The organism is Ulvibacterium marinum (genome assembly GCF_003626755.1).
Classification (GTDB): Bacteria; Bacteroidota; Bacteroidia; order Flavobacteriales; family Flavobacteriaceae; genus Ulvibacterium; species Ulvibacterium marinum.
This window is the reverse complement of sequence record NZ_RBCJ01000003.1, coordinates 397,572-424,455: the sequence shown is the minus strand read 5'-3', so window position 1 is coordinate 424,455 and position 26,884 is coordinate 397,572. Positions and strand designations below refer to the sequence as shown.

Here is a 26,884-nt window from a genome sequence, read left to right as displayed (position 1 = left end):
ACTACTCCTTTTTGACCGTATCCTTTTTCTTTCCGAACAAACCTCCCAAAATACCCTTTGCCGCTTCTTCTACCGGATCTTTTTTTGGAGCAGCCAAGGAGTCTATTTCCGTTTGAGTACTATCCTTTTCGTTCTTGTTGCCGCCCAAGATACCACCTAACACCGCTTTGACCCCATCCGAAGTGGAATCCTCATTTTGAGTAGAATCATTTTCGGATGAATTGTCAGATAGTAACCCCCCAATTAAATCCGCGGCCTTATCCTTTCCTTTATTAAGAAGCTTTTGCTTCTGAATCTCCACCAATTGGCCAGTCAAGTTTTTAACTCCGGAAGCTAAATCGGTACTTACATTGGGACTGGAATAGTCCCCTCCAATGTTTGCGGTTATGGGAACAGTAAGCGTTTCCAAATCCCCATCATCCATCTGGGCAATTAAATCGTTGACCTGTTTGCCCAAATATTTGGCTGGCACTTCCATAGTAGCCTTATAGTCCAGTTTTCTATCAAAACTATGGCCTCCGTCCACGTTAATGGCAATATCCCTATATTGTATCGTAAAAGGTTTTACACTTACCAGGCCGTTCTCAAAGGAAAGTTTGGTCTTCAAATCCTTTAGGTCCAGTTCCTTTAGGTTAACAAAATCCAATTTACCGTCCAATGAAGAAAGTAATGGAGCCTGCTCGGTATTGATTTCCCGGGTCATTACATTGGCCAGCAAATCTCCGGTCAATGTTAAGAGATCAGGGGTAAAATCTTCCGTCAAATTTCCGGAAAGCTTTATTTCGGTATCCAATTTTCCTTTTAAAACCTGGGCGATGGGTGCCAAGACCTGAAACATTTCCATAGCCTCAAAAGTCTCCCCTATCTGCAATTGATCCATATCCAGTTCCATGGCAAAGGTGGGTGTTTCATCCTTGGTAGAGACCTCTCCATTAAAGGCCATTTGACCATCAAAAATTGAGGAGGTCATATTGCTCAAAACCGCTTTCTCGTCCTTAATGCGAAGATTACCCTTCACATCCTTTAAACTAATATTATCATAGATCACGGTATTTGCCGCAGCATTGATGCTTACATCCAAAAAGGAAGGAATCTTTATTTTTTCTTCCGTAGCTTCCGGAACCTCGGACTTGGTTTCCGAAGTATCCATTGTTTCCTCTACCATAAAATCATTTAAGGCGAAAGTGTTCGATTTTAGATTGAAATTACCCTGCACCTTTTCATCATTGAACATAAACCCTAGTAGATTGCTGATTTTGCCGGTTATGTCAAAATCGGTTTGGCCCGTAATCCCGTTCATTTGTTCAAGATTTACCGTTTCGGGAGTGAAGCTCATGGCCACAGAATTCAGTTTTACGGGGTTGGCAATTTCGGTGGAACCGTATTCAAAATTCCGTATGCCAACATTTCCGACCGTTTTTGTCTTTTCGTATTGCTTTTTTTCCACAGCGGTCATATCAAAGGCCGTTGTGACATCTGCATTCAAGATTCCGCTTAAGTTCAAATCAGCAGGAACCGGATAGGCCTGGGAGATATTGGCAAGGTTCATCGTACCATCAATATGGGCATTGACCTTGGTATTACCCATAAGTTCCGAGATTTTTGAGGTCATGTTAAACTGATCTTCCTCAATTTTAAAAGACAGTTTTTCAATGGTAATAAACGTATCCTCGGTAATGCCCGTAGTATTGCTGATTTCCGTATCAATGAAAACATTACGAACCGATTTGGGCAGATCCGGATATTTAAAGGAGGCGTTTTCAGAATTTATACTGATGTTGAACTTCGGAATATGTGTTTCGTCGACCACTCCATTGATATCTCCTTTCACGGTAAAATTTCCGGTAGTTTTTACATTTTCAATATTCTTGGAGTATTCTTCTGGAATTACGGCCAAGAAATTTTTAAAGTCGGACGATGGCGTCTCAAAACTAATAGCCACTTCTTGATTCTTCTCATTTACTTTTACAAATCCATCAAATATCAAAGGTAATTGGTTTATAAGAGCTTCGTTCTTTAAAAAGGTATATTTATTTTCCTTTAAGTCTATCCCTATCAAGGCATCCAGTTTCAGCTTATTTTTGCTCAAATAATTGGTGCTGTCCATTCCAAAAGTCACCTGTGCCTGGGTCTGTGTATCCAATTCGGATGTTTCCAGCGAAAGATCTCCTGTTCCGCTATGTTGGAGATCGGATAGTACCAAACTGGTACCTGTTGCCAAATCGGTATACGAAACTTGGGATTCTGTAATCCCATAGGATTCCAAGTTAAAGGAGAAACCATTTGTAGGCTGTTCCGTTACGTCCTCTATCTCGGATTTCTTGGCAATGTCATAATTGGCATTTTCCGCACTATCGATTTTGATATTCAATTGTGCACCGTCCACTTGAAAATTTTTGATGCCAATAGGGTCACCTTGTGATTTAAACAATTCGCCCAAACCCATTTTTAAACCTATCATTCTTGCCGCAAAAAGGGTATCCCCCTCAAATGGTGTAGTATTAAGCAAGGTTACATTTTCCAAGGTGACCTCGGCATTCGGAAAACTGCCGAGCAGGCTTAAACGAGCATCGGTAAAATCGAGATGTGCATTTACATTGGCATTGACATTGTTCTTAAGGATATCTCCTATTTTGGCTTCGAGAAAAAAGGGAATCGCCACCAATAAGGCAATGACCAACAGCAAGGAAATAGCAAGAATTCGGAGGGCCTTCTTTTTCATAGTATGTATATTCTTCGATTAAAACTTAAAAAAGCGTTCTTTATTATGCTTCCAAGTCGATTTCCTCGCCAATGGCAAGTTTAAACCGTCTTCTAATAAGATATACGAAGAAATAGAGAAAAGGGGTATCCAGAAATGCTATAAATATCTTAAAAATGAAACCGCTGATAACAAGTCCGTAAAACAGGCTCCAAGGCAATACCCCAAAAATACATAACAGTCCTACTACCGTAAATGTGTCAATGAATTGCGATAGAAAAGTAGAAAAGTTATTCCGTAGCCATAAGTATTTTCCTTTAGTCAATTTTTTCCAAAAATGATAAATAGCGATATCCACATATTGCGCGGCAAGATAGGCCAGCATAGAAGCCAAAACCGCTACTGGAGAAAGAGCGAAGACCTTTTCAAAAAGGGCATCATCAATAGGGGAAGAAGGTATAGCCGGTACCGCATCGGAAATATAAATGAATCCCATGGAAAAGAAGGAGGCAAAAATACCTGCTGTTACAATCTGGTTGGCCTTTTTCTTTCCAAAAATTTCAGAAATAAGATCTGTAATTAAAAAAGTAACGGGATAAGGCAATACACCCACCGAAATTTCAAACAAGGGAGCTCCAAAGAGCTCTATCTTTCCGAAGGGATTCCAATAGAAGAATTTTTGGAAAATCAGATTGGACACCACCAACGAGGTAATGAACAGTGCCCCCAGATAGAGATAGATCTGGTAGGCCAATTTCTTGTCCTTTTTGGTCATAAATTATTTAATATTGAGAATAAAAGGCATCCGAGCCTGAATACCTTTTTGCTCCATGGCAATCTTTATCTGTTTTATAATGTTATAGGCTTCAAGGCCAACTTCCTTTTCAATGATACTTTCACGGGTCTTTGCACTGGAACCACCCAAATCTTCCATGAAACGCTCAAAACCCGATTTGTATTTTGGGTATTTTTTAATGCCATAGCTCTCCAGTTCCGCTAATTTGGCGGCTTCGCCGATAGCATCTTCCAAGGTACCCAGTTCATCTACCAAACCTAATCGTTTGGCATCCACCCCACTCCATACCCTACCTTGGGCAAGGCTATCCGCTTGGGCCATTGAAATACCCCTACCTTGGGATACTCGCTGTAAAAAAGTCGTGTAGGTCTCCTCTATACCTTCTTGTACCACTTTTCTAAAATTATCCGTCATGGGTTCAAAAAGGGAGTAATCTATTGAGTTTTTATTGGTTCCCACTTGTTCTGCGTTGATTCCAATATTCTCGGCCAATTGTTCGATGTTCGGAATTGTGCCGAATACACCAATGGATCCTGTTACCGTTGTAGGTTCCGCAAATATTTTATCCGCTCCTGCGGCTATATAATAGCCTCCGGAAGCAGCTACATTCCCCATGGAGACCACGACTGGTTTTTTCGCTTTGGCCAGTTCAATTTCCCGCCAAATAATATCGGAAACCAAGGCACTTCCTCCGGGAGAATTCACGCGGAGTACTATGGCCTTGATGGCATCATCCTCACGTGCTTTTATAATAGCTTCGTTAATAATGCCCTGCCCGATTACATCGGGGCCACCTTCACCATATATAATTTCACCCTGTGCAAAAACCACGGCTACTTTGTCCCTTCCGGTCGTTTTTATTTGGGTATTGGAATAGCCCATATAGTCATCCAATTGCACATAATTTAGTGTCTCACCGGTGTTCACACCGGAAGCGTTCCTAAGCTTTTCCTCGTATTGATCAAAATATATGATGGAATCCACCAAACGGCTCCGTACTGCATATTCCGGTGTCCTTCCCCCCAAGGTATCCGCAATGACATTCAAATTTTCTTCGGGTATATTGCGTTTCTCGGAAATTTCGGTTACCATGGAGTTCCACAACGATCCTAACAACTCCTTGATCTGGGTTCGGTTGGCGTCGCTCATCTCATTGGACAAAAATGGCTCTACGGCACTTTTGTATTTTCCATGCCGTATTACTTCCATTTTCACCCCTGTCTTCTCCTGAAAATCCTTAAAGTATAATACTTCAGAAGATAACCCTTTAAAGTCCATTCCGCCGACGGGATTCAAGAAAATTGAATCGGCCACACTTGCCAAATAATAATCTTTTTGCGTAAAGTAATCCGAATAAGCATATATGAATTTACCGCTTTCACGAAATTTAGAGAGTGCCTTGCGGATTGCCTGGGTTTGCGCCAGTCCCGCCATTATAAAGTTATTACTGATACTTATGCCTTCGATTTTAGCATCTTCCCGGGCGGTTTCAATGGCCTGTAGAATGTCGTCCAACCCCTGGGAATCTTCAAAAATCCCAGCAAACGGATCCATTGTATTGGTGCCCACATAATCATTTACCGGGCGTCGTATTTGAAGTTCCAAAATGGAATTTTCCTTAATATTAGGGGTATCCTCTATATTGCTTACCAGGCTTAGAAATATCATCGCTATTACCACGATGATTCCAAAGGCAATCATACATCCCAGTATCGCGGCCAACAGATTTCTTAAAAATTTCACGCAACGCTTTGTTAGAATTCCTTCCAAAGATAACCAAAGTGATTTTGTTTTACTTATTTTGTTCGATCTATGGAGGCAACAAATCTGACATATCTTTCCATTGGAAGCAATCTGGGAAATCGATTTTTGAATATCCAAGAGGCTCTATTTCATATTCATGAGGAAATTGGTGAAGTTGTTGCCATTTCCCGTGTATACGAATCCGCTTCTTGGGGTTTTGAGGGAGATGATTTTTACAATATCTGTATATCCCTTAGGACTGCCTTACCACCACTGGACATCCTAAATTGTCTTTTGTCCATTGAGAAGCGATTAGGGAGAACACGCCGAAACGGAAAGGAGTATACATCCAGAACTGTGGACATCGATATTTTATACTACGAAAACGAGATAATTGATACGGACCAGCTCGCCATTCCCCATCCCAAATTACATGAACGTCGTTTTGTATTAAGGCCATTGGCAGATATTGCACCACAACATTACCATCCCCTTCTGAAGAAAGATACCCGTAATCTCCTGCAGGAATGCAAAGATCGAAATGCTCCCAAAAAGACCGATCATACTTTGTTTCCCTCTCGGGAAGCACTTTTTTCAAGTGTTCAGTTTATTGCCATTGAAGGAAATATTGGTGCGGGAAAAACTACCTTGGCCAAAAGAATGGCAACCGATTTTAATGGCAAACTGGTCTTGGAAAGGTTTGCAGAAAATCCTTTTTTGCCCAGTTTTTATGAAGATCAAAGCCGCTATGCCTTTCCTTTGGAGATGTCATTTTTAGCGGACCGTTACCAACAATTTATGGATGATACCTCTCAGTACGACCTTTTCAAGAGTTTTATGATAAGTGATTACGATATTTTTAAGTCGTTGATCTTTGCACAGGTCACACTGCAAAAAGAGGAGTTTGAGCTGTACCGAAAAATTTTTGGTTTCATGTACAAGGAAGTGAAAAAACCGCAAATCTACGTGTATTTGTACCAGACTACGGAACGTTTATTGGAGAATATTAAGAAGCGGGGGCGGGATTATGAACGGAATATTGGTCCAGAATATCTTGAAAAGATCAATAGGGGTTATTTTGATTTTTTAAAAAGCTATCCGAAGGATAATTGCCTGACCATAGATATTAGTCAAATGGATTTTGTGGAGGATCGGGATGATTACAAAACTGTGGTACGGACCATCCAAAACTTTGCGCTTCATCAATTCAATTAACACAATTTTGGCAAATTTCTTGCACAATACCTATGGATTTACGTTATTGCACCCTCAATTAAGCAACTAACTAACTCAAACTATATATTTCTGCCCTAGCATTTTTGTTAGGGCATTTTTATTTTATGCAGTTTTGACCAAAGATCCCAGACGACGACACCTACACTTACCGCAATATTTAAAGAGTGTTTTGTACCATGTTGCGGGATTTCCAATACACCGTCGCAAAGACCCAATACTTCCTGGGACACCCCCTTTACCTCGTTGCCAAAAATCAAAGCGTACTTTTTATCAGCATTAACGGAGAATTGGTTCAGCATTGTAGCATGTTCCACCTGTTCAACAGCCATAACGCAAAAATCCCGAGCTTTAAGTCCTTGTACCAACTCCACCGTATTTTCATGATATTCCCATGATACACTTTCCGTTGCGCCCAAGGCCGTTTTATGGATATCCTTGTGCGGTGGAACAGCGGTAATACCACATAAATGGATTTTTTCGATCAAGAAAGCATCAGCTGTCCGAAATACCGAACCAATATTGTTAAGACTTCTGATATTGTCGAGAACAATAACAATAGGGGATTTAGGCGTCTTTTTGAATGCAATCACATCCAAACGTTCCAGTTCCTCATTTCTAAGTTTACGCATTTTTGGGTATTGGGATTCTATATTTCAGGTTAAACCATCAAGATTCATTCTTTGGTTCCATGGTAAGCTTGCCCAAAGGATTTTGAGTCTATGTTGTATGGGAAAACTTATCCATAAATATCAACATCCATTTTCAATGACTCGCAAAATCGGTACATTCGTTCGAGTCATTTTTTGTAAAAATAAACGATTAAAATCGCTTTGGGCAATACATCAAAAATAAAAAAGGTAACTCCCTTGATGAAGCAATACAACACCATCAAGACGAAATATCCCGATGCCCTGTTGCTATTTCGTGTCGGCGATTTTTATGAAACCTTTGGCGAGGATGCAGTTAAAGCCTCCCAAATTTTGGGCATCATCCTAACACATCGGAACAATGGCGGTGACCGTACGGAACTTGCCGGCTTTCCCCACCACTCTTTGAACACCTATCTTCCTAAATTGGTAAAGGCCGGACAACGCGTTGCTATTTGTGATCAACTGGAAGATCCGAAAATGACAAAGACCATAGTAAAACGGGGCGTTACTGAATTGGTAACTCCAGGGGTGGCCATGAACGATGATATCCTCCATGCAAAAACGAACAATTTTTTATGCGCCGTTCACTTTGGAAGCAAGATGTTGGGGGTTTCCTTTGTGGACATTTCCACGGGGGAGTTCCTTACGGCCCAGGGAGATGAGGAACAAATCGATAAATTATTACAAAATTTTGGGCCCAATGAGGTATTGGTTTCCAAGGCACATAAAAAAGAGTTTTCCGAAGTTTTTGGCGCCAATTATCATTCATTTTATATAGAGGATTGGGTGTTCCAAGACGATTATGCCCTGGAAATGCTCAACTCCCATTTTAAGACGACCACACTTAAGGGGTTTGGCGTAGATCATCTTACTTACGGTATTATGGCATCCGGTGTGGTGTTGCATTATCTCTCCGAGACCCAACATAGACAATTGCAACACATTACTGCCCTGAGACGCATTGCGGAGGAGGAGCATGTTTGGATGGATCGTTTTACCATTAAAAATCTGGAACTTTACCATTCGGTCAATGCCGAAGCGGTTACGCTTTTAGATATTATGGATAGAACCTTATCCCCAATGGGCGGACGAATGCTAAAACGCTGGCTGGCCCTACCCCTGAAAAATATAGAAAAAATAAGAAGGCGGCACCAAGTAATTGCATATTTATCCCAGCATGAGGATATCCTTCAAAAACTTCAGCATCATATTAAGCAAATGGGCGATTTGGAGCGACTCATTTCCAAAGTAGCCACGGGCAGAATCCATCCCAAGGAGACTATCCAGCTCAAAAATTCATTGGAATCCGTTATCCCGATAAAACAATTGGGCGTACAAAGTAACGATAAATCATTACAATCCATTGGAGATCAATTGCATTCCTGTGATATGCTTAGAACGCGAATCAAGGAAATGCTCCATGAGGAGGCCCCTATGAACATACAGAAGGGCAACACGGTAGCCAAAGGGTATTCTGAAGAATTGGACCAGCTGCGGGAACTTGCGTATTCTGGCAAGGAATACTTGGACAAAATGTTGGAACGGGAAACCGAGCGTACGGGTATAAGCTCACTCAAAATAGCCTCTAACAACGTATTCGGCTATTATATTGAGGTACGGAATACCCATAAGGACAAGGTGCCCGATGAATGGATCCGAAAACAGACCTTGGTCAGTGCGGAACGGTACATTACAGAAGAACTTAAGGAATACGAAGCAAAAATATTAGGGGCCGAGGAACGGATCTTAAGCTTAGAGCAACAACTGTTCTCCCAACTTATAGTGTGGATGCAGGAATATATTGCACCTGTTCAGAACAATGCCCATCAAATTGCCCAATTGGACTGCCTTTGTGGATTTACGCAATTGGCACGGGAAAATTCCTATGTACAACCCTTAATCAATGATTCCACTGAAATCGAAATCAAAAATGGGAGACATCCGGTTATTGAAAAACAATTGCCCTTAGGGGAAGCCTATATTGCCAACGATGTTTTGTTGAATCGGGAAAATCAACAGATTATTATGATTACCGGGCCCAATATGAGTGGTAAATCGGCTATTTTAAGGCAGACCGCATTGATTGTGCTCCTCGCTCAAATAGGAAGTTTTGTACCTGCGGAAGATGCAAAAATTGGTGTCGTGGACAAAATTTTTACAAGGGTGGGCGCCAGTGACAATATTTCCATGGGTGAATCTACTTTTATGGTAGAAATGAATGAAACCGCCTCTATCTTGAACAACCTCTCCGAACGCAGCCTTGTACTCTTGGACGAGATAGGACGAGGAACCAGTACCTATGACGGGATTTCCATCGCTTGGGCCATTTCGGAGTATCTGCACGAACACCCAGCCAGGGCCAAAACCCTTTTTGCCACGCACTATCATGAGCTTAATGAAATGGCCGTAACTTTTGAGCGTATCAAAAACTACAATGTTTCTGTAAAAGAGCTAAAGGACAAGGTCCTTTTTCTTCGAAAACTAACTCCCGGGGGCAGCGAACATAGCTTTGGTATCCATGTGGCAAAAATGGCCGGAATGCCGCAACAAGTTATCCATAAGGCCCATAAAATCTTGAAGAAGCTGGAAAAATCACATTCCAGCGAAGAACTGACCCATAAGCTCCAGACCGTGCAAAATGAAATGCAATTGAGTTTCTTTAACCTGGATGATCCGCTTTTGGAAGAGATTAAGGAAGAGATTACCCATTTGGACATCAACACTCTCACGCCAGTAGAGGCCCTTATGAAATTGAATGAAATAAAACGTTTGTTGACCAAGAACGAAAAAGCGAGCTCGTAAAGGCATCAAACCTTTCTGGTCTAGGAGACCAAACAAGTTTTTCAATTAAATTTCTTTGCCTTTTACCGAATTGTCTTAAATTTGCACCTGCCTTAGGGTAGACAGGCATGCACAATAGTTTTGTGCTACGTTCTTAATAATCTGCGAAAATAGCTTCCCGATAGCCATCAGGAGTAGAGCGCAAAATTTCCTGGAAGTTTTCGGTCGATCAAGCTATTTTGCTGGATATGCGAAAATAGCTCAGTTGGTAGAGCGCCACCTTGCCAAGGTGGAGGTCGCGGGTTCGAATCCCGTTTTTCGCTCGACTTCGACTCCGCTCAGTCACCAAGGGTGGAGTTTTTTTTTAATTGAAGTAAAAAATTATATTTAAGTCCTGCTCGAGTGGTGGAATTGGTAGACACGTTGGACTTAAAATCCAATGGCCATTATGGCCGTGCGGGTTCAAGTCCCGCCTCGAGTACGAATACGTAAAAAACCAAGGCAAAAGCCTTGGTTTTTTTATGAAACAAAATGAGGCAAGTTTACTTGAGCGAAATTTTGTGAAATAAAATCAATTCGTTTGAATTGATTTTTTACTTTCAACACGTTCGAGCTGGGACTCACGAAGGCCTGAAAGGCCGAGCAATTCTCGCCTCGAGTACAACAAGAGAACCCTGACACTTTGGTCAGGGTTTTTTTATGGAACGTAGTGAAATAAAAGAGGGGCTTGTGACTCCTGCCGCCGAATGGCGGTACTCACTTCGAGCTCCTTTATCCTTGTTAATTTATTGATTTTCAGTTATTTTAAATTTTGTTTGGCAAAATAGTGGGAATTATTTGATTTGAGTACTATTTAGCTTCATATTGTTACTATTATGTCGAATAGAAATGGCTGTGCACTCTTTGTAAAAAACTTACTTCTTCTTTATTAAGTCTTTTTTCTTTTGTTCCTTCGTGGGCCCATAGATTACGATAAGAGTTAAAGTATGATATCCACCTAATTCTGTCGGATTTGCTATTAAAGCCATCTCCTATATCAATCGAAAATTCATCCTGAAATGTCACAAAGTTTGATTTTTCGTTTTCATTTTGGGGTATTTTGGTCCAGTATTTCGTGATTATGCTTTTGTAATCATTGATATTGAACATTTCTGTCCAATGAACATCTTTCTTTCCCAATCCCTCCTTATAGTAGCGCTCCTTCTCTTCCTCTGCCCTCTTAATACACTCACGTTTTATACTATTAATTTCTAACTCCCAATTTTCATTAAAGAGACTTTTTATTTTCGAAAGGGCCAACTTCTTTATTTTTTTTTCAATTTCCACACCGTATTTTCTTCCCTCATTCTGCAATTCTTCATCTTGCCTTTCTTTCCAATCAACTAACTCAGCCGGCTCATATTCAGAGAATTTAGCATTAACCAAACTTTGATAAAACCTAAACCACCTAATGTCGGCACCAGTACCATAAGACGATAGCATCGTTTCCTCCTCTTCTTTTTTCAAGTCCTTTAATCTATTTAGCAGAGCTGTTAAATATTTCTTTACGGCTTCAAACCTTATTTCGGGACTAGATTCTTTATCAATTTTTTCTAAATCAAACTCAAGCCGGTTTAAACTACCTATTAAACTTATAAATGCATAAGTACCCCTATTTGATATTATATATTTCTCATAAATTTCAGGGAAATCTTCTTCCACATAGCCGTAGCACAAATTGACGAAGTCTACAACCTTCTTTTTTGTTGCTAACATTTCTTTGTTATGGTCAAGTTTATTTATATTGTAAAAACTCGCTCCAGTGGTGTTAGAATCATAATTATTCCCTTTCGCTACTGGTAATAGACCGCACTTTATCAGAGCAGTGGCGAAAGGTCTAAATGCAAGTTCTGATGCATCCTCTCCAATTGAAATACGACTGTAGAGTGGGCCGTTAATATCTTCTGCAAGTTCCTTAATTATTCCTGACCTTAATGCCTTTAATCGAGAGTCAACTCTATCAGCATTCCAATATAAATCTTCTTCAAGGGTAAGTCTCAAGCTTGGACTAACAGCTTTCTGATTTTGATTAATGTCCATAAAAATCTCCAACTGTTCTGTCGCGGTCAAATCTAAAAAAGCAACCACAGGCACGGTATTACTTTCCTTATATTCCGTTTCCGCATATCCATATACTCTATGCTGACCATCAATGATATAAGCCAAGGCATAGGCGTTTGGAATTTTAAGCATCCCAAAACGTGATCTAGAATTGCCCGACCTAGCAGAAGCTTCAAAAGTTACCTTGTGCTTTCTTTGTGTAAAATTCAAAATAATAGAATTAGGAAAAAATCCTCCTTCAGTAATAAATTTGCTAATTTTTTTTAATCTGCTAGGTACAAGAAGACGTTGATAGGTGGGCATTTCAGATTCATTTGCCTTTGTTCTGTGAAGGATGAAACCCATTTTTAAAAGAAGATAAGGTTCAATAGAAAACATATAATATTTCTTGCCTCCCATGTCGCCCTCTACAGCCGGTACTTCAACTTTATCATTATTTATAAGTTGGTTTTTAAATAGCAACCCGAACAATTGATATTTTGCAGCACTTTTATAGCTTTTTATTAGACTGTTGATATACTCATAAGTATTGTCGTTGTAATAAAACGAATTGGTTCTGAGGAGTCTTTTAATTTCGACGCTATCATTGGAAATCCTTAGTTTACGTGTTGCGAAAATATATTTGATTTTTTTTCCTTTACCAAAAGCTTGTTCCAACGACTTTTTAAAACCATCAAGCCTTTTTTCAAGTCCTTCAAATTCTGTTTTTAGTGAACTTACTTTTTTGGGTTTCCCACTGGACTTGCATTCAATAAGAAAAATAGTTTCCTCATCAATAGCAACCACGTCAATTTGTTTTTTGTCTTTAGGGGTTTTACCGTAAGGAAGTATGAAATTTTGGTCATAATTGAGCATTCGATACCCTAGGCCATAAAACTGACACCAGACATCATCTTCGAATTGTTTATCATGGGGTTTCTCTTTTCTAAGTTTGGTCTTGGTCTTTAAAGGTCTTCCAAATTCTTCCCACCCCTTTTTTAGCATGTCATCCACCAACGAATGATCTACACTTTTTGTGATGTATCTGCTTTTTTTTGCTTTATGTAGTCTGCCCAATGTTGATAAATCGGTAGCAATTTTTTCTTTGAATTGGTCAATTTCAAATTGTTTTAAAAACCCCATTTAATTAAATATTGGTTATAAGCAGTTCTTTGTATTGACCACGTTTTGCATTTTTACCTCCAATTAGTGATGCCCTACTCAGCTCATATATTTTCTTTGCATCACCAAAAATTTCCTTTATTTTATAATGTGCTGCGTTGGTAAGTATGTAATGAGCACCTATTTCATTAATTTTAACAAGTAGATTATGAAGTCGATATTGGTCTTCAAGTGAAAAGAGCTTTTGATTGTATTTTATGAAGCCGTTGTTATTGTGTGCCACGGTATAGGGAGGATCCAAGAAGACTAAGTCATTCTTCTTGATATTATCCAGACAATCTGCAAAATCATTATGGCTAAAAATGCACGGCTTAAGAATATTGCTTATGGTTTTCAGATTCTCTTCTTCTATAAAATCTTTTGTTCTGAAGCCATACGGAACATTATATTCTCCGTTAAGATTTACTCTATAAATACCATTAAAAGAGGTTTGATTTAGATAAATGAACTTTGCTGCTTTCTTGTAATCACTTCTATATTTCTTAGAACGAATTTTATAATAATCATCCTTAGTATTATTTAATTTTTTAAGCTCTTCTAAGACCTTCATCACGTCATCTTTTACACACTGGTATGTATTAATCAAGTCAGGATTGAAATCATTTAAATACGATTGACCTTTTGGTCGTAGGTGGAAAAAAACGGCTGCTCCACCTAAAAAGATTTCATGATATTTAGAATAGCCGCCACCGGGAAGGAATTTGTGCAAATCCTTTATGAGCCACCTTTTTCCACCAGCCCAACGTAGAAAAGGCTCACAGGATAGTTTATCGTTTGTCTTTGTAATCAAGGAGTTGGTCATAACAGTTGAATTCATCAAAAATATAAAAATTCCTACAAGAAAATCCTTGCAACCTATTTTACTTTTATGCCGCGATTAAACCAAATCAAAAGAAATATGAATTCCAAACTTCTTTGGCTATCCCAATAAATAGTTTCTTAACAATTCAATTTACCTTACCATCCTTGCCCTTAAATTTCTATATTTATAGGATAATTTTTTTATATGCAACCCATCGTTCAAATATCCCTAGATCTTACACATATTGATGAAGCCCTTGAAACTGCGGCAATGGCCCTACGCGCTGGCGTGGATTGGTTGGAAGCCGGTACCCCTCTACTTTTAGCAGAGGGTTTGCACGGAGTTAAAAAATTAAGGGATGCCTTCCCCGATGTTCCTATTGTGGCGGATTTGAAAACCATGGATGGCGGATATCTGGAAACAGAAATGATGGCAAAAGCTGGTGCCACCCATGTTGTTGTCATGGCACGGGCACATGAAGAGACCATTAAAGTAGTGGTGCAGGCAGGTAAGGACTTTAACGTAAAGGTTATGGGCGACAATTTGGGTTGCCCGGATATGGTGGCTGGAGCGAAAAAATTGGAAGCGCTTGGTTGTGACTACGTCATTCACCACATAGGCTACGATGAAAGAAGAGGGATAGCCGCAGCGGGATTGCCCATGCCGAGTCCCTTGGATGAATTGCAAAAGATAGTCGAGGCCGTAAATGTTCCCGTGCAAGCTGTAGGCGGACTTTCTTTGGAACAAGCTATACAATGCCCGGAATATGGTGCGCCCATGGTTGTTCTTGGAGCTCCATTAACAATAGATGCCGATGCCTTCAAAACGGCGGAGGGTAATCTTGAAAGTTCACTTAGACTTATTTGTGAAAAAATCCACGGATATGGACAACCTTCCAACTAAACAAATTGTGTATTTATGAAATCTGCCGCAGTCGTTAATTTTGCACCTAAAAAAGGTAGTGTTGAGATAAGGGAGATTCCAAAACCCGCTATTGGGGAAGATGACGTTTTGCTTAAAGTGTCCCATGTTGGGGTATGTGGTAGTGATCTACATCAATGGACTGCTGATCATAGTTGGCCCGTAAACTACCCGGTAGTACTAGGCCATGAATTTGGTGGACATGTTGTTGAATTGGGAAATCGAGTAAAGGATTGGCAGGAAGGAGATAGAGTAGTCAGCGAGACTGCGGCAATAATAAATCCGGACAGCCCCCTCTCCCGTCAAGGGCTTTACAATCTGGATCCGGATAGAAAAGGTTTTGGTTACGGGGTGAATGGAGCAATGACACAATTTGTCCGTGTCCCGGCAAGATGCCTTCATACCGTACCTAAAGATTTGCCTTTTGAGCATGCATGTTTAACGGAACCCTGTGCCGTGGCCTACAATGCGGTTATCGTAAATTCGAATATTAGGCCAGGAGATCGTGTTATTGTTTTAGGTCCGGGCACCATAGGTATGCTTTGCGCAGCCATGGCCGTTTTATGTGGGGCCGAAGTGGCGGTAGTAGGTCTGGAATCTGACAAAGAACGCCTAAAAACTGCACTTCGGTATAATTGTCATACGATAACCGGAGATGCTTTGGAGTGGTCGAAGGAAAAGGATGGGTTGGGTGTTGACTGTGTAATAGATGCTGCCGGGGTTAGTAAAACCTTGCAGGTTGCCCTTCAGTTGGTTCGCCCCAACGGCCAGATTACAAAAGTAGGTTGGGGACCACAACCTCTTAACTTTTCATTAGACCCTTTGGTTCAAAAAAATATTCGATTACAGGGAAGTTTTAGCCATAACTGGCCTATCTGGGAAAAAGTACTATCCTTACTGCAATCCGGTCGCCTTGATGTAAAACCAATTATTGGTGGAATTTGGGGCGTAGAGCAGTGGCATGACGCTTTTACCGCCATGCATTCCGGAAAAGTAATCAAAAGTATTCTGCAACCGAATTCATAAACCATGCGACTAGAAAACAAAGTGATTATAGTTACCGGAGGCTATACGGGAATTGGAAATGCCATAGTCCGCGCTTGTCTGAGGGAAGGAGCCCGTTTAGTGGTTAATGGTCTGCGGGAAGAAAAGGCCAAACAGCTAATCAACGAATTGGGTACTGAAAACCTAGTGGTACATACCCAGGATGTTACGGATGAAACGGCTCCCGAACAACTTGTAAAAGTCGCCATCGATACCTTTGACAAGGTGGATGCCGTGGTCAACAATGCCGCCATCATCAAGCCTTCCGATATAGCTACTACGGACATGGACTTTCTGAAGCGTATGTTAGCAGTTAATACCTTGGCGCCTTTTGCCATCATACAGACGGCCCTACCCCATCTTGAAAAGACCAAAGGCTGCGTATTGAACATAGGCTCCATAAATGCGTGGAGCGGCGAACCTAGTCTCTTGGCTTACAGTATTTCCAAGGGAGCCCTAATGACCATGAGTCGAAATCTAGGGGATGCCCTTTTCCGGGAAAATGGGGTCCGCGTAAATCAGATCAATCCAGGGTGGGTATTGACAGAAAATGAATTGGCCAATCAAAAAGCGGCGGGAAAGCAAGAGGGTTGGCATAAAGAACTTCCAGAACTATTTTCACCCGCAAATAGATTACTCAAACCAGAGGAGATAGCAGCTGCAGCCGTCTTTTTGCTTTCCGATGAATGTGGTCCCGTTAGCGCTCAGGTCATTGAACTGGAACAATACCCCATGATAGGTCGAAATATAACAAAGGCCTGGTAGGCCTTCATAGAAGGTTAGATGTTTAAAGGCAGTAGAAAACCAGTAATTTAAAATCACCCAAAAAACTTTATACTTTGCCAAAATTAGCCGTTTTTCCAAAAGCATTTATGCAGGCCCTTTGCAAGGATGGAACCATGAAGGTTTCCGAATGGATCCAATTGGCCAACAATCTTGATGTTCATGGCCTAGAATGGTATGCCGGGTTTTTAGAGATGGAGAATAGGGCCAACTGGCCCTTATTCCGAAAGCAGGTAGAAGATTGTAAAAAAACCATCCCCATGCTCTGTTGTTCTCCAGATTTTACGCATCCCGATGCCTCCTTTCGGCAAAAGGAAATTCAAAAGCAATTGAATTGGATAGAAATGACCCATACGTTGGGTGGATCCTATTGCAGGGTCTTATCCGGTCAACGACGGCCCGAACTAAGTATTGAGAATGGAGTAGATCTAGCTGCCGAATGCATTGAGACCTGTTTGCCCCAAGCCGAAAAATTGGGCGTAACCTTAATTTTAGAAAATCATTATAAAGACGATTTTTGGGAATACCCAGAATTTGCACAGCAAATGGACGTATTCTGTACCCTAGTAGACAAAATAGATCATCCCTACTTTGGTGTAAATTATGACCCCAGCAATACATTTCTGGCCGGGGAAGACCCTTTGGAATTGTTATATAGGATATCCGATCGGGTGGTTACCATGCATGCCAGCGATCGCTATCTTATCGAAGGAACCCTGGAAGATCTAAGGAAAGAGGAAAACGATTCTGTAGGTTATGCCAAGCGATTGCGCCATGGGGAAATTGGCCAAGGACTGAATGATTATGATGCCATTTTTACTGAATTGAAGCGCGTAGGGTTTGATGGCTGGATCAGCATCGAAGACGGCGTAGATGGTATGGATCAGTTAGAACGTAGTGTTTTGTTCCTTAGAGAAAAAATAAAAAAGTATTGGCCGGAATTTAATTAGTGCTCCTATTGAAACGTCTTTGTCGATTGCTTTTCCATAGAATGATTATTTAAAGACATCAAATTTTAGCGGTATATGGTAGCAACTTCACCCATATCAGTTGCATGTGCCCTACCTTCCTTGAAGCGTAGCCTCTCAATTTTCAAAAATGAAAGGACTACTCTCTTATCAATTTTTTAAAATTCCCCGAAACCTCCGCCTAACATTCATCACACTGCCCTGAATGAAAGATTAGGTATAAATCAAAAAAAAATCGAGATATAGTGTAACTTTTTCAAAAGGCTGTGGTCTTTATTCTGTATATCAAAAAATACAAAGTTCATTTAATATATTGATTATCAAATGTTTAAATTTTATATGAAGTTAGTATTTCAAAAATAAATGTTAAATTTTACATAAAATAGTACCTTTTTATACATAGTACTGTAACAAAAAATATTTTGCGTCGTCTATTAGTCAGAAGTCAATTAAAAAACAATACTAAAAAATATTAAAAACTAGAAATTATGAAAGCATCATTTACAAAAACAGCAACAGAATCAAAAACAGGACAGTACTTCTCTTCCTTTAGCGGTAGTAAAAGGGCACAATGGGCGCAGTACAGAAACTTCAACCGCTAATACCAATTAAAAAAATAACTATCAACAACATAAAAAACTAGAAATCATGAAAGCATCATTTACAAAAACAGCGACAGAATCAAAAACAGGACAGTACTTCTCTTCCTTTAGCGGTAGCAAAAGGGCACAATGGGCGCAGTACAGAAACTTCAACCGTTAATACCAATAAAAAACAACTATCAACAACATAAAAAACAAAAAAATCATGAAAGCATCATTTACAAAAACAGCGACAGAATCAAAAACAGGTCAGTACTTCTCTTCCTTTAGCGGTAGCAAAAGGGCACAATGGGCACAGTACAGAAACTTCAACCGTTAATCATAATTAGGTGAAGGCATATCATCAAAAAACGAACAATATCATGGAAACATTCATCAATCAATCAGTAACAGAATCCAGAAGGCTTGTTTTTCTAGCCAATATACAAGACAGTAAGCGGATTCGTAGAACAGATCAGACCTATTGTCTTCACTAAAAGGTCTGCCTAAACATAGAAAGGAAAGGGGGTACACTTCATCAATGTATCCCCTTCTTTATATATAGGAATTCCGGGGATTTTTCGAACCTGTTTAACTCCACCAAAGAAAAACGCAAGAGAGAATCTTAGCCAACCCTATTTTTCATTTGAGTTTTTTTCAACTAAATCGAACTGCTTTTCGGAACACAAATTCTACTATTTAAATACAAAACAAACCCATACTATTAGGTCGTTGACATGACAAACCAAGTTGTTCAATGATTACTTTTCCTGGTGAAAGGGGTGTTTCAGAAATTGAAAACCTAATCTTTCATTATGATAGTGCGCCTTCTACTTTTTGTATTTATACTATGTATCTCAGCTCCAGTCAATGGTCAAAGTTCAATTTCGGGGCAAATTTCATCCGATGATAGGACATCTCTTGCTTTTGCCAATGTTCTACTACACAATGCACCGGATTCCACTTTTATAAAAGGTTCGATTACGGATATGGATGGAAGATATATTTTTGAGGAAGTAGCAAATGGCTCCTTTTACATTTCGGCCAGTATGGTTGGATTTGAATCAAAGGCCTCGGAAGTGTTCCAAATAGATAATGGCCAAAGTTTTGAGGTTCCCACAATTACACTTGTTGAAGGTCTAGCTTTAGATGAGGTGGTCGTGAAATCAACAAAACCACTATTTGTACAAAAAATAGATAGGATGGTCATTAATGTAGAAAGCAGTATCCTATCTTCCGGTAGCTCCGCATTGGAAATATTGGAACGTTCCCCAGGTGTAATCGTGAATAGGCAGAATAATGAAATTTCCCTAATAGGCAAAAGTGGCGTAGTCATATTGATCAATGGGAGAAATAGTAATATGCCTCAATCCTCCATTATACAATTGTTGGAGGGAATGGGATCGGACAATATTGAAACTATAGAATTGATTACGACACCTCCGGCCAATTTTGACGCCGAAGGTAATGCTGGTTTTGTTAATGTAGTCCTTAAGGAAAACCCGGAAATTGGCCTAAATGGATCCTATTCAATTTCAGGTGGTTATGGTAATGGGTCAACTACCTCGGACAATATCAGCTTCAACTACCGGTTTTCAAAGTTCAATCTCTTTGGTACATATTCCTTTTTAAGAAATGGGCAGGGTCAAATTATAACATTCCGAAGAAGCTCGTTGAACGAACAAAATGAATTGGAATCTCTAAACACCATTTCTACACGAGATCCGGTGAGAAGAAATCATAATCTTCGTTTAGGATTTGATTACGAAATATCATCAAAAACGATAGTTGGCGCTCTTTTAAACGGTTACGATAACCAATGGACTATGGACGCGATCAACAGTAGCAAGGCCTTACCCAGTGCTACAAGTGCCGAATTGATAAACACCGAATTAAACCAGTGGCGGCATTTTAGCGGCAATGTCAACTTAAAGCACAATTTTAATAAAGATAAAGTATTGACCATTGATCTGGATTACCTATACTACAACAATGAAAACCCAACGGATTACACAAACAGAATCTTTGATTCCCAAGGTTTACTTGAAGGTGAGGAATTCATCAAAAGCGATAAAAGTACCCCCATTAATTTTGTGGTAGCAAAAACGGACTTTAGCAATACGTTATCTGAGAAATTGGCCATAGAGATTGGAGCAAAGGCCACGTTTTCCGATTTTGATAATACAGTTTCCGCTTCCAATCTCATTGACGACGTTTTTGAAGAAGACCCCACACTAACCAATACAAGTAACCTTAACGAAAATATTTTTGCCGCCTACACTTCCCTTGATTTTCAATTAAGTGATAAAACCTCATTGAAAACAGGGCTTCGCTATGAACATACGGACACAGAGGTTACTACACAAACAGAGGGCACAGTAGTAGACAGGAATTTTGGAACTTTCTTTCCAACTGCATTTATTTCGCATAAAATAAACGATTCCCTAAATTATAATTTTGCATATTCCAAAAGAATCCGGAGACCAACAATAAACAATCTCGCTCCCTTTGTAATATTCATTGACCCTACTTCCTTCATAACTGGAAATCCCTCGCTTAGACCTTCCATTTCCAATTCCATCAAGTTTGATTTAAACTATAAACGAAACCTGATAACATTACAATATGGAATCATAAAGGAAGGGATTTCGGGTTTTCAGCCAAGATTTGATGGTGATACGGACCGTTTACTATTCGAATCTACAAATATTGATAAAATCACGGTTTTTTCCCTAACCTTAGGACTTCCGCTTAGGTTTTCCAGTTGGTGGGAGATACAAAATAACCTAGTGTATATCAATACAAAAGTGGAAAATCGTATTGATGACCTCAACTTGCTTTTTAAGCAAAATACATTTAGGGCATTCAGTAGCCAAACTTTTAGGATACTTAAAAACCTTACCTCCGAATTAAGTGTCAACTATTATGGTCCAAACCTGTTTGCTTCTACAAAAACCGAAGGAACCTATGCTCTGAATGCCGGTCTTCAGATAGATTTTGGTGATACCGGAGGCCGCTTACGATTTAACGTGAACGACATTTGGGATTCCTTGGAATTCACGGGAAATACAATTATTCCCGAGCAAAACATTAATACCAGCAATACCTTTAATATGAGCAACAGGACTTTTTTGCTCACCTACTCAAGGACATTTGGCAACAAGAAACTAAAGGCTTCGCGAGATAGAACAACCGGTGCCGACGATGAAAGGCGGAGAGTGAACTGAAACCAAGACCTGGAATCACTAGGGCTAAACTATACGCTTAGAAAAAGTAGTTTAGGCCTATAAGCAGTTCACCTCCTTAACCAAGTAGTTGAAGGCAAAAAAAAGGTTGTTCAAATAATAGAGCATATAATTTCTTCCAATTTCATTATATTCTTTATAAATGGTAAACACTAAGAAAAAAATTGAGAATCTCCTTTCCAAGGATATCTTTTTACTTGGTATTTTTTGGGTGATGCTCTTGCTTTTCGTGACTTTTGGAAAGGATAATTACTATCATTTACATCTATACGAGCTTGTAATATCAATAAATAAAATAGCGTATCTCTTTACAATTAATTATATCCTATTACCAAAACTTTATTCCCAAGGCAGACCAGTAAGTTTTATAGCCGCCCTTGTATTAGGTGCATTTTTTTTTGGAGGTATTGAAGAATTTTTCATTGAACCCTATTTGGATAATGACGTTTCCTCCCATCCTGTGGCTCCCCCGTTGTCTATTCTATTTTCATATGGTACTACGGCCCTAATTTTCCTTGGAATAAAGCAAATAATCCAAGTACAAAAAAAACAACGATTGATCGATCAGCTTGAACGGGAAAAATCGGAAAGTCAACTGAAATTTTTGAAGTCTCAAATCAATCCACATATTCTTTTCAATAACTTGAACAACATCTATTCGCTTACTATCCATAATGATCATAGGACCTCTAGCAGTGTTTTAAAATTATCCAATTTAATGAGATATGTCATATACGAAAGTTCCGAGGATTACGTCTTGTTGAGTAAGGAACTGAAGTATCTGGAAGACTATTTGGAGCTTCAAAAAATACAGCTTGAAGGCAGGGGAAATGTAAAGTATAAGGTCCTGGGAAACCCAGCGGGATATACCATTGCTCCCTTATTACTATTACCGTTTATTGAAAATTCTTTTAAACATAGTATGGACACGCAGATAGATAACATTAGTATTGATCTTAAGGTTGAGATTAAAGAGAACACTTTGATTTTCAAAAGCGTTAATTCTTATGTGTCCTCAGCAAATAATGCCAGTATTTCCCCCAATGGTATTGGTCTGAACAATACGAAACAACGACTTTCCCTATTGTATCCCAACAATCATGTTTTGACTATTAGAAGTGAAGCGGATTTGTTTACCGTTCAATTAACGATCAATCTTGTTCAATGAGTTTTACTTGTATAATCATAGAGGATCAATTGCAAGCTCAAAAAGTTTTGGAAAGGCATATATCCAATGTAAGTCATCTGTCATTGTTGGGAGTTTTCAACAATGCTTTGGATGTGGTGCATTTTCTTAAGTCAAACACTCAAGTGGATATTGTTTTTTTAGATATCAATTTGCCCAAATTGAACGGAATTGATTTTTTGAGAACGTTCCGTCCCAAAACTTCAGTCATAATTACTTCTGCTTATAGTGAATATGCTATTGAGGGATTTGATTTGGATGTAATTGACTATTTGATCAAGCCTATATCGTTTAATCGGTTTTTTAAGGCAATCTCAAAAGTTATTTATAAAGAATCTGCTATTACGGATAATTTAGAATCCAAACAATTTCTTTTTGTAAAGGATGGTCATAACATTATGAAGGTCGTCTTAAGAAATATCGTTCTCATAAAGTCCGATTCGGATTTTACCACCCTAATATTGCAGGAGAAAAAGCTCTTACTTTCCTATAGCTTAAAATTTTGGCAGCAGGTACTCCCAAAAAACGACTTTTTTAGATGCCATAAGTCCTACATCATTAATTTGAGAATGATAGACAAAATAGTAGGGAATACCATTTACATCAATGAAAAAAGGATACCTATTGGCAGGACAAGTAAAGAAGCCCTTATAAAAAAAATCAACCTGATATAAACCGTAAAAAGTTTCCTCAAAGAAGTGCCTACCTTGCCCATTAAAAAACAACCAGAGCGGTCTTTTTGTATCTTCGAACAAAATGTATGGATATGTCCGACCCAGACAAATTATCGAAGGCTTTTCGACTATTTGATAAGGCTAACAGTGAAGATCCGAATAAAGAAGAGCATATAGGAAAAACCTATCCGAGGGAATTGCTGTATGCCATCCGCATGACCGAAAAGTTGAACAGTTTTGCCCCGAACTCTTCAGAGGCATTACAACTGACCGCTCGTTGCCAGCATATCCGACGCTGGGAAATCCCTAGGAATTCCTATCCCATGGATCGAACAGGGTATTTAAAATGGCGACAGGAATTGAAGAAGTTTCACGTTCAAAAAGCCTCAGAAATTCTAAAAGGAGTGGGCTATGGAGCGGATAGTATTGATAAGGTTTCCTTTTTATTGGAAAAGAAACAACTCAAAAAAAATGAGGATACCCAAACCTTGGAAGATGTTATCTGTTTGGTGTTCTTGGAGTTCTATCTTGAACCCTTCTCCGAAAAACACCCAAAAGAAAAGAGCTTGGAAATCCTTCAAAAAACCTGGCGGAAAATGTCTGAAAAGGGACAGGAGGCCGCATTACGCTTACCGCTTTCAAAAAAGGCGTACGAATTGGTTTCCAAAGCCATTGAAAAATGAATTTAAAAAGTAGGTATGGAGAGAATTATGTTGATGAAACAATAAAAGCAATGTTAGATGGAACGAAATGAACTCTATCCCATATTCCTAAAGGTATCCCAGCTGAATGTCCTTATTGTGGGAGGGGGCAATGTAGCCCTGGAAAAACTTACCTTTTTATTAAAGTCGAGCCCAAACGCCCAAGTTCAAATGGTCTCCAAGATGTTCCGGGAGGATACCATTGCATTGGCCAAGGAATTTGATGTGGAAATGGTCGAGGCCGCCTATGACCACAGCTACTTGGAAGGCAAGCACATGGTGGTAGCCACCACGGACAATATTTCAGTAAACGAGCTGGTTTACCATGATTGTAGAAAACGGAGTATCCTGGTCAACGTGGCGGATAACCCTCCGTTCTGTGATTTTTATATGGGCGGTATCGTGACCAAAGGCAATGTAAAGGTGGCCATTTCCACCAATGGGAAATCGCCTACTACGGCCAAGCGCCTACGTCAGTTTTTTGAGGATGTTATTCCCGATAATATTGATGACCTGGTCAAAAACCTAAACGAGTTCCGGAAAACCATTAAAGGGGATTTTGAGGAAAAAGTGGAGACTTTGAACGAGTTCACCAAGGGATTGGTCAATAAAAAATAAACGTACAAAATAGTAATTGGTATCTGGAGCATTCCTTTGTGCTATCCATTGACAAAATTGGAGGTAGCTACTTTTGGAAAAGAGGACATGTTGAGAAAAAAGGAATCCAATACTCCAACCCTTACTTCAGGGTATATTTTGATCGGGCTTTCGTATTTTTCAATACCTAAATTTCCTTCAATTCCTTACCTTTACCTACCATTCCCCCTTACCCAAGATGAAAAGAAAATACCTTAAGTTCTTGATTTTGCTTGTTTCAATTCCATTACTGCTCATTGTGTTGTGCAACTTTATCATACATACATCGGCGGAAGAAAAAACATTCTCAAATGTAGATGAGATTCCTAAAAATCGTGTAGGATTGGTACTGGGAACGTCTAAAAAACTGATTAATGGGCAGGCAAATCCGTATTATACCTTTAGGGTAGAGGCAACGGTAAGGCTTTTTAAAGCAGGTAAAATTGACTATATACTTGTAAGTGGAGACAATGCTACCATTTATTACAACGAGCCTTCGACGATAAAAAAGGACCTTGTAAAACATGGTGTTCCCAAAGAAAGAATCTTTTTGGACTATGCCGGTTTCCGGACCTTGGATTCAATGGTCCGGGCAAAAGTAGTTTTCGGCTTGGATAGTGTAACGGTAATTTCGCAAAAATTTCATAATGAGCGGGCCATTTTTCTAGCAGAAAAAAAAGGGCTTAGAGCTATTGGTTATAATGCTAGGGACATTACCGGCCAACAGGGTTTTAAGGTACAGTTTCGAGAATATTTTGCTCGGGTCAAGGTCTTTCTTGATCTTTTGTTCAATACCCAACCCAAATTCTATGGAGATCCCATAGAGATAAAATAGTGCATTTCTTGGTTTAGTCCAAAATACCTTATTTTAGGCCTAACTAACCACTAAACTATGTCAAAAATCAAGACGCTTTTGAGAAACCTTGGGCCGGGTCTCTTGTTCGCCAGTATGGCCATTGGCACCTCGCACTTGGTACTTTCCACCAAAGCAGGGGCCCAATATGGTTGGGTAATGATTATTCCCATTGTATTGGCCAATGTGTTCAAGTATCCTTTTTTTGAGTTTGGCGTGCGCTATACCAATGTCACCAATAAAACCTTGATAGAAGGTTATCTGAACCGTGGCAGGGGATATTTATGGTTCTACGCCTTCATTACGCTAATAACAACATTTACGATCTTGGCTGCCCTATATACAGTGACCGCAGGTCTTTTCATCAATCTTTTCAAGGTTTCGGGTGTTTCGGTTGGCATGGTGGCTTTGGGACTATTTGCATTTATAAGTTCCTTGTTGATTATTGGCCGTTATAAGTTCTTGGAAGTTTCCTTAAAATTTGTGGTTTCCATTCTATTTGTTGCCCTAATCGTAACCACAGCTCTTGTGGTTTTTAAGGGACAAGTTACGGAAGTAGAAAATTTTACCCCACCTCCAATTTTTAATGAAATCGGAATCCTGTTCTTGATAAGCTTAATGGGATGGATGCCGACCACCGTAGAAGCATCCAGTTGGGTAAGCCTATGGAGTATTGAAAAATGGAAAGGACGGCATGGGAAACCCTCTTTAAGGGAATCATTGCAGGAATTCAATACCGGTTATTTGATAACAGCTATTTTGGCTATCTTTTTCTTGACGATTGGTTGCATGACGCTTTACGGGACCCAAACCGAACTTAGCGGAAATGCAATAACTTTTGCCGATCAAGTGGTACAATTGTTCACTACCCATATTGGACCTTGGGCTTATATTTTTATTGCTATCTCGGCTTTCGCAACCATGTTCAGCACCTGTATGACCGCGCATGATGCGGTTACCCGTGTAGCCTTGGACATTATAGACTTATTGAATCCGAAGGTTAAATTAACCGGGAAAAAGGGTTATTTCGCACTGGGCGTTCTCGTTTTGGCTGCTGTCAATTTTGTGGTAATCGCCACTTTTAGCGCAAACATGGGGAAATTGGTAGCCTTGGCAACTTTTGTATCCTTCGTAGTGGCCCCAATTATAGGATATATGAATCTCAAAAACGTTATGAGTGAAGAAATCCCTGAAACTCATCGCCCTAAAAAAGCGCTCCGAATCCTTACCTATCTGGGAATTGTTTTTCTATCCCTTTTTTCTCTCCTCTATTTTTGGATGATTGTTTTTTAATACAATACGGCCCCATTCTTAAATTATAT

19 protein-coding genes and 2 tRNA genes are annotated in these 26,884 nt (G+C 39.6%); 15 read left to right on the top strand and 6 right to left on the bottom strand.

All coding sequences use genetic code 11. The annotated features are described in order from the left end of the window. Position 1: 1 nt before the first annotated feature. Genes D7Z94_RS14835 through sppA form a run of 3 tightly spaced genes read right to left on the bottom strand, consistent with a single transcriptional unit; the run spans position 2 to position 5,240 of the window. Complete coding sequence (locus D7Z94_RS14835) at positions 2 to 2,722, bottom strand: AsmA-like C-terminal region-containing protein (RefSeq protein WP_120712384.1); 2,721 nt, start codon at positions 2,720 to 2,722, stop codon at positions 2 to 4. A gap of 43 nt (positions 2,723 to 2,765) precedes the next feature. Next, positions 2,766 to 3,476: a queuosine precursor transporter gene (locus D7Z94_RS14830; RefSeq protein WP_120712383.1), complete on the bottom strand. Its 711-nt coding sequence runs from the start codon at positions 3,474 to 3,476 to the stop codon at positions 2,766 to 2,768. A gap of 3 nt (positions 3,477 to 3,479) precedes the next feature. Continuing rightward, positions 3,480 to 5,240: a signal peptide peptidase SppA gene (sppA, locus tag D7Z94_RS14825; protein ID WP_120712382.1), complete on the bottom strand. Its 1,761-nt coding sequence runs from the start codon at positions 5,238 to 5,240 to the stop codon at positions 3,480 to 3,482. Positions 5,241 to 5,309: 69 nt separating this feature from the next. Here sppA and folK point away from each other — a divergent pair, with 69 nt between their 5' ends. After that, positions 5,310 to 6,455, top strand: coding sequence for a 2-amino-4-hydroxy-6-hydroxymethyldihydropteridine diphosphokinase (gene folK, locus D7Z94_RS14820; RefSeq protein ID WP_120712381.1), 1,146 nt, complete (start codon positions 5,310 to 5,312; stop codon positions 6,453 to 6,455). A 107-nt stretch (positions 6,456 to 6,562) separates the two neighbouring features. Here folK and D7Z94_RS14815 read toward each other — a convergent pair whose 3' ends face one another. After that, positions 6,563 to 7,105 (bottom strand): RNA methyltransferase, encoded by a 543-nt coding sequence (locus D7Z94_RS14815; protein ID WP_120712380.1) that lies wholly within the window; start codon positions 7,103 to 7,105, stop codon positions 6,563 to 6,565. Between the two features lie 240 nt (positions 7,106 to 7,345). Between D7Z94_RS14815 and mutS the strand changes: the two genes are divergently transcribed. The 3 genes from mutS to D7Z94_RS14800 all read left to right on the top strand — a co-directional run bounded on the left by mutS (position 7,346) and on the right by D7Z94_RS14800 (position 10,388). After that, on the top strand, positions 7,346 to 9,928 hold the full coding sequence (mutS, locus tag D7Z94_RS14810) for a DNA mismatch repair protein MutS (RefSeq protein WP_120713144.1): 2,583 nt from the start codon (positions 7,346 to 7,348) through the stop codon (positions 9,926 to 9,928). Between the two features lie 229 nt (positions 9,929 to 10,157). After that, positions 10,158 to 10,230 (top strand) — tRNA-Gly (locus D7Z94_RS14805). Between the two features lie 73 nt (positions 10,231 to 10,303). After that, a tRNA-Leu gene (locus D7Z94_RS14800) sits at positions 10,304 to 10,388 on the top strand. A gap of 392 nt (positions 10,389 to 10,780) precedes the next feature. Here D7Z94_RS14800 and D7Z94_RS14795 read toward each other — a convergent pair. Both D7Z94_RS14795 and D7Z94_RS14790 read right to left on the bottom strand, forming a co-directional pair. Beyond that, entirely contained in the window at positions 10,781 to 13,129 is a 2,349-nt protein-coding gene (locus D7Z94_RS14795) for a DGQHR domain-containing protein (protein ID WP_120712379.1), read from the bottom strand. Positions 13,130 to 13,133: 4 nt separating this feature from the next. After that, complete coding sequence (locus D7Z94_RS14790) at positions 13,134 to 13,970, bottom strand: DNA adenine methylase (RefSeq protein ID WP_120713143.1); 837 nt, start codon at positions 13,968 to 13,970, stop codon at positions 13,134 to 13,136. 204 nt (positions 13,971 to 14,174) lie between these two features. Here D7Z94_RS14790 and D7Z94_RS14785 point away from each other — a divergent pair, with 204 nt between their 5' ends. From D7Z94_RS14785 to D7Z94_RS14730, 11 genes are all read left to right on the top strand, one after another. Then, the gene (locus tag D7Z94_RS14785; RefSeq protein WP_120712378.1) at positions 14,175 to 14,873 is read left to right on the top strand and encodes an orotidine 5'-phosphate decarboxylase / HUMPS family protein; all 699 of its coding nucleotides are present in this window, start codon (positions 14,175 to 14,177) and stop codon (positions 14,871 to 14,873) included. A 15-nt stretch (positions 14,874 to 14,888) separates the two neighbouring features. Next, positions 14,889 to 15,917, top strand: coding sequence for a zinc-binding dehydrogenase (locus tag D7Z94_RS14780; protein WP_120712377.1), 1,029 nt, complete (start codon positions 14,889 to 14,891; stop codon positions 15,915 to 15,917). 3 nt (positions 15,918 to 15,920) lie between these two features. After that, entirely contained in the window at positions 15,921 to 16,700 is a 780-nt protein-coding gene (locus tag D7Z94_RS14775) for an SDR family NAD(P)-dependent oxidoreductase (RefSeq protein ID WP_120712376.1), read from the top strand. Positions 16,701 to 16,774: 74 nt separating this feature from the next. Further along, positions 16,775 to 17,668, top strand: coding sequence for a sugar phosphate isomerase/epimerase family protein (locus D7Z94_RS14770; protein WP_120712375.1), 894 nt, complete (start codon positions 16,775 to 16,777; stop codon positions 17,666 to 17,668). Between the two features lie 1,414 nt (positions 17,669 to 19,082). Beyond that, a complete protein-coding gene (locus D7Z94_RS14765; protein ID WP_120712374.1) occupies positions 19,083 to 21,494 on the top strand; it encodes an outer membrane beta-barrel family protein in 2,412 nt (803 codons plus the stop codon). Between the two features lie 160 nt (positions 21,495 to 21,654). Further along, entirely contained in the window at positions 21,655 to 22,680 is a 1,026-nt protein-coding gene (locus D7Z94_RS14760; RefSeq protein ID WP_120712373.1) for a sensor histidine kinase, read from the top strand. Then, positions 22,677 to 23,372: a LytR/AlgR family response regulator transcription factor gene (locus tag D7Z94_RS14755; RefSeq protein WP_120712372.1), complete on the top strand. Its 696-nt coding sequence runs from the start codon at positions 22,677 to 22,679 to the stop codon at positions 23,370 to 23,372. The genes D7Z94_RS14760 and D7Z94_RS14755 overlap by 4 nt, the downstream gene beginning before the upstream one ends. 92 nt (positions 23,373 to 23,464) lie before the next feature. Next, positions 23,465 to 24,055 carry a DUF4202 domain-containing protein gene (locus D7Z94_RS14750; RefSeq protein WP_120713142.1) on the top strand — a complete coding sequence of 197 codons (591 nt, stop codon included), beginning with the start codon at positions 23,465 to 23,467 and terminating at the stop codon, positions 24,053 to 24,055. Between the two features lie 57 nt (positions 24,056 to 24,112). Further along, positions 24,113 to 24,691 (top strand): precorrin-2 dehydrogenase/sirohydrochlorin ferrochelatase family protein, encoded by a 579-nt coding sequence (locus D7Z94_RS14745; protein ID WP_120712371.1) that lies wholly within the window; start codon positions 24,113 to 24,115, stop codon positions 24,689 to 24,691. Between the two features lie 217 nt (positions 24,692 to 24,908). Then, on the top strand, positions 24,909 to 25,544 hold the full coding sequence (locus D7Z94_RS14735) for a SanA/YdcF family protein (protein ID WP_120712369.1): 636 nt from the start codon (positions 24,909 to 24,911) through the stop codon (positions 25,542 to 25,544). A 57-nt stretch (positions 25,545 to 25,601) separates the two neighbouring features. Further along, on the top strand, positions 25,602 to 26,855 hold the full coding sequence (locus tag D7Z94_RS14730) for an NRAMP family divalent metal transporter (RefSeq protein WP_120712368.1): 1,254 nt from the start codon (positions 25,602 to 25,604) through the stop codon (positions 26,853 to 26,855). Positions 26,856 to 26,884: the final 29 nt, after the last annotated feature.